The following is an 11832-nucleotide window of genomic DNA, read 5'->3' as shown; positions in this document are numbered from 1 at the left end:
CACGCGTCGTGCATGCGCGTGGCGATCGACTAGGGCGAGATGCGCTCGACCACGAACAGCGTGAGGTCGTCGGCGGCCGCCGCACCGCCGACGAAGCCTGCGAGCGCCACATCGAGCGCGTCGAGCATCGCGGCCGCGCCATCGACCGGCGCGACCGTCGCGATCGCGCGCTCGAGGCCGAACCGTTCGTCGTCCGTGTTGACGGCTTCGTCGAGGCCGTCGGTGTAGAGCAGCCACGCGCTGCCGGGTTCGAGTGTCGCCGTGAGCACCGGGAACGTCGTGCGCGCGCTCGCACCGAGCGGCGCGCCGGCCTCGACCGGGACGCTCGAGACGATGCCGTCGCGTCTGCGGTGCAGCGGCGCGGGATGCCCCGCATTCGCGATCTCGAGGTGTCCGTCGGCGGTCGACAGCGCGAGCACCTGCGCGGTCACGAACATGCCGGATTCGAGTTCCTCGCCGAGCAGCGTGTTGAGCGAGACGAGCAGGTCGGCCGGGCCCGGCGACTGTGCGCCGAGCAGGCGCACCGCCATGCCGAGGCGTGCCATCACGAGCGCGGCCGAGACGGCCTTGCCGGCCACGTCGGCGATGAGGATGCCGAGGCGGTCGTCGGCGAAGCGGAACACGTCGAGATGGTCGCCACCGACCACGCGCGCCGGGAGGTAGCGCTCGGCGAACGCGTAGCCGTCGAGGGCGGGAAGGTTCGCCGGAAGGAAATGCTGCTGGACGCGCCGCGCGAGCTGCAGGTCGCGCTCGGCGACGCGGCGCTCCGGATGGGCGTCGCGATACGCACCGAGCAGGCTCGCCAGCGAGGTCGCGAGCGCCTTGGCGATCGCGTCGTCGCCGGTCGTGAAGGCGTCAGACGGCGTGGCGTGCACGACCAGCGTGCCGAGCGTTTCGCCGGCGAGCACGATCGGCGCGGCAAGAACGTGGCCGCGTGCGCCAGGGTTGTCCGTCAGGGCCGCGACCGGCCCCGCGAAGCCGTGCACGTGGCGCAGGCTGGCCGTGGCGCAGGTCGGGTCGGCCGCGTCGGCGTCACCATGGTTCGCAAATGCGGCGAGTCCGCGTGGACCGGCATGCGTGTAGACGATCGCGGCCGTGACGCCGTCGAACGTCACCGCCATGAGCGCGAGCGCTTCGCCGGCGAGCGATGCGGGATCGTCCCGCCGCGCCGCGAGGCCTGCCACGCGCGCGAGCAGGTCCAGGCGCGCGATCAGGCGCGGGAACGGCAGGCCGGCGGCCTGCTCCGCAACGCCGATCTCGAAGCGCACGCGCACGTCGCCGAAGGCGAGCTCGCAGCCGTCGGTGAGCGTATGCGGCGAGATGATCGCGGCGGCGTCGCAGAGCGTGCCGTTCGCGCTGCCGAGGTCGCTGACCTGCCAGTCGTCGCCGGCGGGGCGCAGTTCGGCGTGGCGTCGCGACACGGACGTGTCGTCGAGGCGGATGTCGGCGAGCGTGCCGCGTCCGACGACGACGGCGCCGCTGAAGCTGAAGCGCTGCCCGGTCAGGGCGCCGCGGAGGAGGGTCAGGCTGGGCATGGCGGCACGCAGTGTCGCATGCGTCCGCGGCCCGCGTGCACGCGCACGCCGCGTTCAATGCGGGCGCGCACGCAAACGACACGCATAAAAAAACCGGACGGCGGACCGTCCGGTTCGAAGAGCGCTGCAGCCGTATCGAAGGGGAGGGCAGCTGCAGAACTATCCACGCAAGGTGGAATTACTTGCCGGTGGCAGCCTTCTTGACGGCGCCGACCTGCTTGGCCACGGTGTCGTTCGTCGCCTCGAGCGAGCCCTTGATGAGCGCGCCGATGGCTTCGTTGGTCTTGAGCGTGACGCCGAAGACTTCCTGGCCCGTGACGTAGTACTTCTCGGCCGATTCCTTGGCGAGCTGCACGCCCTTCGGCCAGATCGCCTTGGCGGTCTCGAAGTCACGAGCCTCGCTCGCCGCCGACCAGAACTCGGCCGTCGCGTTGACGCGGTTCTCGAACGTCTTGATCTGCAGGTCGGCGATGCGCTCGAAGCTCTCGAGCGTCAGGCTCTGCGCCTTGGCGGCGGTCTCGGCGAAGCTCTTGCCGAGGGCGAGAAGCTGCGAATTGAACTGTTCGTACATGATGGTGGACTCCCTCACAGAGTGGTGTAGGGGGAGTCTAGCAGTACTTTTGTGCGTTGCAACAAGATCAACGAAAAAAAGTGTGCGGGCGTTCACGAATCGCACCGTAACGCATTCATAATGAAAACGTTTTCTTGAGACTCGTAGCCTTGTGCGGCGCCACGAAGCCTAGGCGCGACGCGGCCCGGCGTAGCGGCAGCCCGACGTGCAGGTCTCGTGCACGACCACCTCGGAAAGCTGCGGCAACGAAGGTGCCAACGTGTTCCAGATCCAGATCGCGAGGTTCTCGCTGGTCGGGTTCTCGAGCCCGGCGATGTCGTTGAGGTAGTGGTGGTCGAGCTGCTCGAACACGGGCGCGAAGGCCTTGCTCACGTCGCCGAAGTCGGCGACCCATCCCATGACCGGGTCGACGTCGCCCGCCAGATGGATCTCGATGCGGAACGAATGCCCGTGCAGGCGCGAGCACTTGTGCCCGGCGGGAACGTTCGGAAGGCGGTGCGCGGCCTCGATGCGGAAGGCCTTGAAGATCTGCATGGGCGCGGCCGCAGGGCGCGAAGGAAGAAATGGTGGCTATGGGTGGACTCGAACCACCGACCCCAGCATTATGAGTGCTGTGCTCTAACCGGCTGAGCTACATAGCCATGGGGGCGCGCATTGTAGCGGCCCGATCGGCGCCGGTAAATGCCTGCGCGCCACCCGCCTCGCCGCGGCGGATCGCCGCCGCCTCTTCCGTTGTGGATGCCCTCGCATCGCCTTGCCGCGGTCCGCGACGCTGTGGAAGAATCGCCTGCAAACAACGGGATGCGTGCCTGATCGCACGCCGGATGCCATGTCCATGGCGGCCGGCGGGCACCGGCCGGAACCCATGAGGAGCTCGCGAGCGTGATCGACCCCGATGGCTACCGTCCGAACGTCGGCATCGTCCTGTTGAAGGACGACGGCCGCGTGTTCTGGGCGCGCCGGGTGTCCCGCGACGGCTGGCAATTCCCGCAGGGTGGCATGCGCAGCGACGAGACGCCGGTCGAGGCGATGTACCGCGAGCTGCAGGAAGAAACGGGCCTGCTGCCCGAGCACGTCGAGCTGCTCGGCGCGACGCCGGGCTGGCTTCGCTACCGCCTGCCGAACCGTTTCGTGCGGCGTGGCGACCGTCCGACCTGCGTCGGCCAGAAGCAGGTGTGGTTCCTGCTCCGCCTGGTCGGCGAGGAGCACCATGTGAACCTCGGCGCCAACGAGAAGCCCGAGTTCGACAGCTGGCGCTGGGTCGACTTCTGGTACCCGAGCGTGCACGTGGTCGCGTTCAAGCGGCGCGTCTACCAGCAGGCGCTGCGCCACCTGTCCCCGGCTGCCGAAGCCGCGTGCAACGTGCGCTTCGTGGTGCCCGTGCTCGACGACGACGCGTCGCTGGCTGCCGCCACGCGTTGATCGCGTGGTTGACAATCATTCGTATTTGCATTGGAATGTCCGGAGCCCCCACCCGGTAGCTTGGATGTACGTCTGCATCTGCAACGCCGTCACCGACCATGCGATCCGCGAAGCCGCGGCGCTCGGCGTGTCGACGCTGGACGAGCTGACGATGCGTACCGGCTGTGCGAGCGGCTGCGGCAGCTGTGCCGATCTTGCCCTCGAGATCCTCTCCGAATCCGCGCCTCGCAAGGTGCGCGCGTTCCCGCTCTCGCTCGAGCTCGCCGTCGCGGCCTGACGGTTGTCTGTCGCGCGCCGTGGCGCGCGCGATTCGCTACACCTCGACGAATGCCGTGATGTCCGTGCCGGCCCAGGTAGGGCGTGCATGCCCTAATGCGTGCGATTCGCGTTACTTCATGGGTTTTCCGCGATCGCTATAGTCCGCGGCGTTGCCGCTCGCGCGGCCGTCACGTCAACCGCAGCGGAGCACGCGTCATGAAGGGCGATCCCAAGGTCATCGAGCATCTCAACCGGGCGCTCTGCAACGCGCTGACCCTGATCAACCAGACCTTCCTGCATTACAGGATGTTCAAGCACTGGGGCTTCAAGGAACTCGCCGAGCACGAGTACAAGGACTCGATCCATGCAATGAAGGATGCCGACAAGCTCATCGAGCGCATCCTGTTCCTCGACGGCCTGCCCAACCTGCAGCAGCTCGGCAAGCTCCTGATCGGCGAGAAGCCGGTCGAGGCGCTCGAGTGCGACATCCGCCTCGTGCAGGCCTGCGTCGCCGATCTCAGGGCCGGCATCGCGCACGCCGAGGGTGCCGGTGATTTCGTCAGCCGCGAGCTGCTCGAGGACATCCTCGAGGACGAGGAGGAGCACATCGACTGGCTCGAGACCCAGCTCAGCCTCGTCGCGCAGATCGGCGACGCGAACTACCTGCAGGCCAAGATCGGCGACTGACGCGTTCGTACCCGACCTGGGGTAAACCCCAGCTCGGGCCATCCCCGAGTGACGAACCCGTGACACGGGCGGACGATGACCCTCCGCCGTGTCCTGCGCAGAGGTTCGTCATGTCCGGAATCGAAGCAGCCCGCAACACCTTGCCGTCGGAAACCACCGCCGGGTACTGGCACCACGACCCGACCAGCGACCAGTTCGCGAAGGCGATCGACCTGCAGGCCGCGGGTGCCGTGCAGCCGACCGCGCAGGCCACCAACGACGGCTCCACGCTGGTCGACGGCAACGCGACCAACGACGGTGCGCGCACGTTTCGGCAGACGCCGGACGGCAAGTCGATCGCGGTCGACCCGTTCCAGCAGACACGCGAAGTGTCGATCTCGCGCGAGCGCACCGTCGCCGACGCGGGCGGCGGGCGCCAGTACGTCACCTCGGACCAGCTCGTGTTCGAGACCGGCGCAGGCAACGACGACGTGCGCGTGACCTCCAACAGCGACGGCAGCCTGTCGTTGGTCGCCAACGGCGAGAAGTATCGCCTCGAACTCGCGCAGGGCCAGGAGCTGACGATCCGCGCCGGCGACGGCAACGATGTCATCCACGTGGCGGCCGACGTCAAGGTCAACGTGGTCGTCGAGGGCGGCAACGGCGACGACACGATCACCACGGGCGCCGGCAACGACCGCGTCGACGGTGGCGCCGGCAACGACGTCATCGACACCGGTGCGGGCGACGACTACGTGTTCGGCGGCTCGGGCAACGACACCGTGTACGCCGGGACCGGCAACGACGTCGTCTACGGCGGCGACGGCGACGACAAGCTCTACGGCCAGAACGGCAACGATTTCGTCGACGGCGGCAAGGGCAACGACACCGTCTACGGCGGCGCCGGCAACGACATCCTGTCGGGCGGCCTCGGCGACGACCGCATCGAAGGCCATTCGGGCGACGACCGCATCTACGCCGGCGGCGGCACCGACGTGATCAGCAACACGGGCGGCAACAACGTCGTCTACGCGCAGACCGGCATCGACCAGATCTCGGCCTCGCAGGGCGCGAAGAACACCGTCGTCAACGTCGACCTGACCGGCACGCCCGGCTCCACCGGCATCCGCGTCGAAGGCTCGGACGGCTTCCGCCAGCGCGTCGAATCCGACCTCGAGTTCTTCCGCTCCTCGCCGAACGGACGCCAGATGCTGGCCGAGTTCGATACCGCGGCCGCACGCGGCAACACCGTGACGATCCGTGAGCTGTCCAACGAGCAGAACGGCTACGCGATGAGCAGCGGCGACGAGATCAGCCGCGGTCGCCCGGGGCCGGGTTCGGACGTCGAGATCGCCTACAACCCCGAGTTCTTCATGTCGGACTTCCCGGCGCCGTCGGTGGTGCTCTACCACGAGATGTCGCATGCCTGGAACGGCGTCAACGGCAACTTCCAGCCGGGCGTGTACACGGGTAGTGACGCGCAGGACCGCAACGCCGGCGTGCCGAACGCCGAGCGTCAGGCGGTCGGTCTCGAGACGACCGCGCCGGCTTACGATTTCGACGGCGATCCTTCGACGCCGGCGACCACGCACAATCCGTATCCGCTCACCGAGAACGGCCTGCGCACTGAACTCGGCCTGCCGCTGCGCCTGCACTACGCGCTCTGACTCCGGCATGACGACCACGATGCGCCCGGCCGTCGCTGGCCGGGCGCTCGCATGTCCGGCTAAGCTCGTCGCATGACCAACGCAACGCGAAGACGACTCCTGGCGCTGCTGCTCCTCGCGGGCGGTGGTGTCGTGGGCGTCGCGCACGGAGCCGCATCGATGGGACAGGCCAGCACGCGCGTCGCCGCCGGCGATGCCGAACTCGACGTCACGTTCGCGTACGACGCAGCCAGGCACGCGCTCGACGTGCGCTACGCGCTGCGCAACACCGGCGCCGGGCCGCTCGCATCGTTCGATCGCGGCACGAGCCTCGAGGTCAAGGGCGGTCGCCTGCCCGCGGGCGCCGTGCCCGCGCCCGCGTTCGAGCACGACGGTGACGCGACCACGTTCTCGCACGTCGCCCTGGCGCTGCCGAAGCCCGCACCGACCGTTCCGCGCATTCCGCTCGCCGCCCGCGTCGAGCCCGGAGCGTCGCTCGAAGGCGCGTTCCGTGCCGAAGTGCCGTCCGCCGCGACGCGCGTGCGCTGGTGCCTCGGCGTGCTCGCGTTCGACGAGGCCACGTTCTCGCGTCCGATCGAGGCGAAGCCGGTCGTCTGGCACGCCGCGTTCGATGCCGCCTCTCGCCAGCGCGAACTGTGCACGCCTTGGTTCGACGTCGCGACGTCGACGTTCGCGGACGACTGAGGCCGCTCAGCCGGCGTCGATGCCGAGTGCGGCGAAGTCCTCGCGCACGCGATCGAGTTCGCCCTGCATGCGTGCAGCCTGGCCGACGGGGTCGGCGAGCCGGCCTGCGCGCGCCTGCGCTTCGGCTTCGCGCGCGAGTTCCGACAGGCCCATCGCGCCGAGGTTGGCGCTCGAGGACTTGAGCGAATGCGCCGCCATGCCGAACGCCGCGGCGTCACCGCTGCGTGCGGCGGCATCCAGCGACGCCACGAGGCGCGGCGCGTCCTCGAGGTAGACGCGCACGAGGTCGCCGAAGGTGTCGCCCATGACGTCGAGCAGCTCGTTGACGACACCGGCATCGATCGCCGTGCCCCGCGCCGCCGGTGCGGCGACGGGCGCCGGTGACGCTGTCGGCGCTGCCGCGCGCGCAGCCTCGGTGGAGGCCGGAAGCCAGCGCACGAGCATCGCCTCGAGCGCGCGGCGGTCGAGCGGCTTGGTGAGGTAGTCGTCCATGCCCGCGGCGAGGCATTTCTCGCGGTCGCCGGCCATCGCATTCGCGGTCATCGCAAGGATCGGCAGGCGCGGAAGCCCTCGCGCCTTCTCGTCCTCGCGGCGCTTCGCGGTGGCCGTGTAGCCGTCCATGACCGGCATCTGGCAGTCCATGAGCACGGCATCGTAGTGCGACCTGGCGAGGCGCTCGATCGCGAGCAGGCCGTTCTCGACGGCATCGACCTCGAGGCCGGCGAGGCCGAGCAGCCGCTCGGCGACCTGGCGGTTGACGGGGTTGTCCTCGACCAGCAGCACGCGGCCGGTGAGGCGCCTGTGCGGCGCGGCCGCCGCCGGTGCCTCGGTCGCGGGCGCGTCGGCGAGCGCGACCAGCAGCGAGGTGTCGCGTGGATCGACGACGCCTTCGGTGATCCCGAGCAGGCTGTTGCACGCGGTGCGCAGGCTGCGTTCGTCGGGGGTGCCGGCGAGCGTGACGATGCGGGACGGGTCGCGCAGGTCCTGCACGCCCTCGTCGCTGCCCACGAGCAGGATGCGCAGGTGGTCCAGCGACGGCTCGCGCAGGATGTTGCGCACGAGCGCGACCACGGTACCGCGTGTCGAGTCGAGGTCGACGACGAGCAGCTCGTAGCCCCAGCGTTCGTTGGTGCTCGCACTGGATCTGAGCCGGGCCAGCGCCTCGACCGCGGCACCGGCGTGAAGGTAGGCCATGCCGAGGTTCGAGAGCTGGCCGTTCACGCGGCGCACGAACGCGTCGTCGGCGCTCATCACGATCGCACGCACGCCGTTGAGGTCGCGACGCACCTGTATGTCGCCGATCGCCTTGAGCAAGGGCACGTTGAACCAGAACAGCGAGCCGCGGCCGAGCTCCGAGCGGACACCGATCTTGCCGCCCATGAGATCGACGAGGCGCTTGCAGATGACGAGGCCGAGGCCGGTTCCCCCATAGAGGCGGGTCGTCGAGGCATCGGCCTGCGTGAACGGACGGAACAGCTTGGCCGCCGTGGCCTCGCTCATGCCGACGCCGGTATCGCGTACCGCGAACACGATCTCGTGGTGCGAGCGCGATTCGCCGCGGCGGCCGACCTGGATCGTCACGCTGCCGCGCTCGGTGAACTTGATCGCATTGCTGACGAGGTTGGTGAGCACCTGGCGCAGGCGTACCGGATCGCCGCGCACGGCGAGGCGCACGGCCGGATCGATCGCGACGGCGAGGCGCAGGCCCTTCGCGTTGGCGGTGCCCTGCATGAGCATCGCGACGGAGTCGACGAGGTCCTTGAGGTTGAGGCCCACGGTCTCGAGTTCGAGTTTCTCGGCCTCGAGCTTGGAGTAGTCGAGGATGTCGTCGACGATGCGCAGCAGCTCGATCGCCGACTGGTGTGCCGTGGCCAGGTATTCGCGCTGGTCGGGCTGCAACGGCGTGGAGAGCGCGAGGTCGAGCAGCGGCACGATGCCGTTGAGCGGCGTGCGGATCTCGTGGCTCATCGTGGCGAGGAACTCGCTCTTGGCCATCGCCGCGGCCTCGGCCTCCTGCTTGGCGGCGACGAGCTCGCCCTGCATGCGGCGCAGCGATTCGAGCTCGTCGCGCTCGGCCGAGGTTGCCGATACGCGCACGGGTTCGAGGGCCGGTTCGCTGCGCACGGGCCTGTCCCCGCGCGGCGCGGCGACGGGCCCGGGCTGCCGCCCGTTGCGCCATGCCGCCACGAAGCCGAGTGCGGCGACGACGAGCCACGCGACGAGCACCGGCACGAGGAAGCGCGGTGCGGCGTGCCAGGGCGTCGAGACGGCGCCGGCGAGCGCGAGCGCGCCGATCGCGGCCGGGAGGATGCGGTCAGAGTGCCGAGGCATTGAAGTCGTACGACATGTCGCGTCCGGCTTCCTGCACGAAGTTGCCCTGGATCAGGTCGACGCCGGTCGACCACAGCGACGCCGCCACGCGCGCCTCCTCGACGCGAGGCGCGATGACCCGCCGCCCGTCCGCATGGGCGACGCGCACGAGCTCGCGCAGCTCTTCGCGCAGCGTGTCGTCGAGCGCCTGCGCGTAGCGTACCGACAACTTGAGGAAATCGACCGGCAGCATGCGCAGCATGTCCGAGGCCTGCGCGCCGGCCTCGACGCCGGCAAGGGTGAGGCCGACACCGAGACGCTTGACCCCGAGCGCGAACTCGACGACGTCCGACAAGGCCTGCGGTATGTCGGCGGCGCGAAGCTCGATCGACACGTGGCCAGGGGGCACCTGGTGGATCTCGAGTGCCTTGCGCAGCCACTCGACGCGGTCCGGGTCGCGCGCGCTGCTCACCGACTGGCTGACGAAGATCCGCAGCACGCGACCGTCGCGGTAGCGCTCGCCGATGATCGCGAGGCAGCGGTCGAGCATCCAGCGGTCCACATCGACGATGAGGCCGGACTGTTCGGCGGCCGGGATCAGTTCGCTCGCGGCACTGACGCGGCCGTCCGCGAGCGGCAGGCGCAGGAGTGCCTGGAACTGCTCGTCGACCTCGCCCTGCAGCGAGACGATAGGCTGGAACACGACGCGGAACGCGGAGGTCTCCAGCGCGGCGCGCATCGCGTCGAGGAGATCCTGCCCGGCCGGGCGTGCGTCGGCGGGGCGCGCGAGACAGACGCCGTGCTTCTCGTGCGCACGCGCCTCGAGCATCGCGCGCTCGGCGGCGTCGATCATGGCCTTGGCATCGCCTGCGCCGACCGTGAACGGGCACACGCCGACGACGAGGCCCAGGCGCACGAGGTTGCCGCCATCGTCGAAGGCTTCCTGGCCGACCTGGGTGCGGATCGAGATCGCGAGGGTCTCCAGCGCCGCCGCGTTGCGGTCGGGATTGAGCAGCAGGTAGCCCGAATCGCCGCAGCGCGCGAGCATGTCGCCGGGACCCAGCGACGCGGCGAGCACGATCGTGAGCTTGCCGAGCAGGGCTTCGAAGGCCTTGTGGTCGAGGCGGCCGTGCAGTCGCTGGGCGTCCTCGATCTCGAGGAACAGCAGGCCCCCGCTGCGCGTCTTGGCATCCTCCAGCGACAACATGCCGGTCAGGCGCCTCGTCAGCGCGACGATGTCGTGCACGCCGCCCGGCGCCTCGCGCTCGACCGGCACGACGCGGCGCTTCTCGAGCTGGCGCGCGCGGCGCACGCGACTCGTCACGGCGGCGATCAGGTGCTTGGGGGCGATCGGCTTGGAGAGGAAGTCGTCGCCGCCCGCGTCGAGCGCCTCGAAGTGCTTCTCGGTGTCGCTCTCGCCGGACAGGAACACGATCGGCGTCGACAGGAACGCCTCGCGCTCCCGGATCATCGCGGTCAGTTCCATGCCGTCGCATACCGGCATGTGCAGGTCCATGAGCACGAGGTCGGGCCGGAAGCCGTCGATCTTCTCGAGGACCTGCGAAGCCTCGCCGATCGTCAGCGTCTGCATGCCCGACTTGCGCAGGATCGATTCCGCGAACAGCGCCTGCGAGCGGTCGTCCTCGACGATCATGATGCGGTAGGGCTCGCGCGTGGCTGCATCGTCGAGTTCGCGGATGCGGCCGAGCACGGTCTCGGCCGACACCGGCTCGACCAGGAAGGCGTCGCAACCGGCGCGCATCGCGCGCAGCCGCGCGGCGAGGTCCGCCTGCGCCGACATCGCGACGAGCACGACGCGGCGTCCTACGCGCGCCCGCGCGGCCTGCACGAGCGTGCCGATCTCCTCGATCGCACCGAGATGCTCGCTGCCGAGCACGACGAGGTGCGGCGGCTGGCGCGTCAGCGCGTCCTTGAGCGAGTCGAGGCTGCGTATCGTCTGCAGGTCGTAGCCTGCGGCACGCAGCCCGAGGTCGATCTCGGTCGCCGTCGCGCCTCCGTCGCCGAGGTGGCAGGCACTGCGTGTGCCGTCGGTGTCCGCCGCGGGAGGCGGCAAGGCGTCGAGTGCGTCGGCCGCCGCATCGGGTTCGATGACCGGCATCGGCGGCGGCGTGGGGGGCTGGCGGGGTTCCGCGGCGGGGGGCGGCGATGGTGATGGCAATGGCGATGGCGGCAGCGCTGCCGCTGCGGGCTTGCCGGGCTCCGGCGCCATCACCACGGGTTCGGGCGCCCGCACGGCTGCGGTGGCCGGCGCGTTCGACGCATGTCGCCAGTACTGCGGTGGCGGGCGCACGAGCAGCGGGAATCCGTTCTCCTCGGCGGCGCCGTAGCCGAACAGCTGCCGGTCACCGGTGGCCGGCGCTTCTTCCGCGGCGTCGAGGCCTGCCACGCCGCCGATCTCGGCGAGTCGTTCGACCGCCAGCGATGAAGCCTCGTCCCGGGCCTGTGCATCGGCCGCGAGCAGACTCCGCACGGCCTCGGCGAACGCGCCGAGCGTGATCGCCGAAGCGTCGCCGATCGCCTCGGCCTGGATCGCCAGATGGGTGACGTCGAGCGCAAGCACGTGCAGGGCGTTGACGTCGGCAGGGACGCGCAGCAGGCGTTCGCCGCGCAGGCGCAGGTCGCGCGTGCGCGACGCCAGCTGCGCGAGGTGCGCATCGCGTCCACGCGAACGTCGTGACGTGGTCTCCGGGACCGGCAT

Annotated in this window: 10 protein-coding genes and 1 tRNA gene; 5 read left to right on the top strand and 6 right to left on the bottom strand. The window is 69.9% G+C overall.

Features of this window, described 5'->3' with window-relative positions:
* Positions 1-29: 29 nt before the first annotated feature.
* The 4 genes from ACQQ2N_RS02650 to ACQQ2N_RS02635 form a co-directional block, all read right to left on the bottom strand.
* A complete protein-coding gene (locus ACQQ2N_RS02650; RefSeq protein WP_440224123.1) occupies positions 30-1535 on the bottom strand; it encodes a SpoIIE family protein phosphatase in 1506 nt (501 codons plus the stop codon).
* Positions 1536-1713: 178 nt separating this feature from the next.
* Positions 1714-2106, bottom strand: coding sequence for a phasin family protein (locus tag ACQQ2N_RS02645; protein WP_440224122.1), 393 nt, complete (start codon positions 2104-2106; stop codon positions 1714-1716).
* A 168-nt stretch (positions 2107-2274) separates the two neighbouring features.
* Positions 2275-2640: a 6-carboxytetrahydropterin synthase QueD gene (gene queD, locus ACQQ2N_RS02640; RefSeq protein ID WP_440224121.1), complete on the bottom strand. Its 366-nt coding sequence runs from the start codon at positions 2638-2640 to the stop codon at positions 2275-2277.
* A gap of 30 nt (positions 2641-2670) precedes the next feature.
* A tRNA-Met gene (locus ACQQ2N_RS02635) sits at positions 2671-2747 on the bottom strand.
* Positions 2748-2988: 241 nt separating this feature from the next.
* Here ACQQ2N_RS02635 and ACQQ2N_RS02630 point away from each other — a divergent pair.
* From ACQQ2N_RS02630 to ACQQ2N_RS02610, 5 genes are all read left to right on the top strand, one after another.
* Positions 2989-3528, top strand: a complete 540-nt coding sequence (locus tag ACQQ2N_RS02630) for an RNA pyrophosphohydrolase (RefSeq protein ID WP_440224120.1) — start codon at positions 2989-2991, stop codon at positions 3526-3528.
* Positions 3529-3592: 64 nt separating this feature from the next.
* Complete coding sequence (locus tag ACQQ2N_RS02625) at positions 3593-3805, top strand: (2Fe-2S)-binding protein (protein WP_440224119.1); 213 nt, start codon at positions 3593-3595, stop codon at positions 3803-3805.
* A gap of 197 nt (positions 3806-4002) precedes the next feature.
* Entirely contained in the window at positions 4003-4473 is a 471-nt protein-coding gene (gene bfr, locus ACQQ2N_RS02620; protein ID WP_440224118.1) for a bacterioferritin, read from the top strand.
* 110 nt (positions 4474-4583) lie between these two features.
* Positions 4584-6119, top strand: coding sequence for a M91 family zinc metallopeptidase (locus ACQQ2N_RS02615; protein WP_440224117.1), 1536 nt, complete (start codon positions 4584-4586; stop codon positions 6117-6119).
* A 159-nt stretch (positions 6120-6278) separates the two neighbouring features.
* The gene (locus ACQQ2N_RS02610) at positions 6279-6803 is read left to right on the top strand and encodes a hypothetical protein (protein WP_440224116.1); all 525 of its coding nucleotides are present in this window, start codon (positions 6279-6281) and stop codon (positions 6801-6803) included.
* Between the two features lie 6 nt (positions 6804-6809).
* Here the strand turns inward: ACQQ2N_RS02610 and ACQQ2N_RS02605 are convergent, their stop codons facing one another.
* Entirely contained in the window at positions 6810-9134 is a 2325-nt protein-coding gene (locus ACQQ2N_RS02605; protein ID WP_440224115.1) for an ATP-binding protein, read from the bottom strand.
* Positions 9118-11832, bottom strand: coding sequence for an EAL domain-containing protein (locus tag ACQQ2N_RS02600; protein ID WP_440224114.1), 2715 nt, complete (start codon positions 11830-11832; stop codon positions 9118-9120). The genes ACQQ2N_RS02605 and ACQQ2N_RS02600 overlap by 17 nt, the downstream gene beginning before the upstream one ends.

Source organism: Dokdonella aquatica (assembly GCF_051987395.1).
Lineage (GTDB): Bacteria > Pseudomonadota > Gammaproteobacteria > Xanthomonadales > Rhodanobacteraceae > Dokdonella.
The sequence above is the reverse complement of the archived record's forward strand: the minus strand, read 5'-3'. Positions and strand labels throughout refer to the sequence as shown.

Coding starts and splice junctions, on each gene's coding strand:
- ACQQ2N_RS02650 (WP_440224123.1), bottom strand. CDS start 1,535: ATGCCCAGCCTGACCCTCCTCCGCGGCGCCCTGACCGGGCAGCGCTTC.
- ACQQ2N_RS02645 (WP_440224122.1), bottom strand. CDS start 2,106: ATGTACGAACAGTTCAATTCGCAGCTTCTCGCCCTCGGCAAGAGCTTC.
- queD (WP_440224121.1), bottom strand. CDS start 2,640: ATGCAGATCTTCAAGGCCTTCCGCATCGAGGCCGCGCACCGCCTTCCG.
- ACQQ2N_RS02625 (WP_440224119.1), top strand. CDS start 3,593: ATGTACGTCTGCATCTGCAACGCCGTCACCGACCATGCGATCCGCGAA.
- bfr (WP_440224118.1), top strand. CDS start 4,003: ATGAAGGGCGATCCCAAGGTCATCGAGCATCTCAACCGGGCGCTCTGC.
- ACQQ2N_RS02615 (WP_440224117.1), top strand. CDS start 4,584: ATGTCCGGAATCGAAGCAGCCCGCAACACCTTGCCGTCGGAAACCACC.
- ACQQ2N_RS02610 (WP_440224116.1), top strand. CDS start 6,279: ATGGGACAGGCCAGCACGCGCGTCGCCGCCGGCGATGCCGAACTCGAC.
- ACQQ2N_RS02605 (WP_440224115.1), bottom strand. CDS start 9,134: ATGCCTCGGCACTCTGACCGCATCCTCCCGGCCGCGATCGGCGCGCTC.
- ACQQ2N_RS02600 (WP_440224114.1), bottom strand. CDS start 11,832: ATGCCGGTCCCGGAGACCACGTCACGACGTTCGCGTGGACGCGATGCG.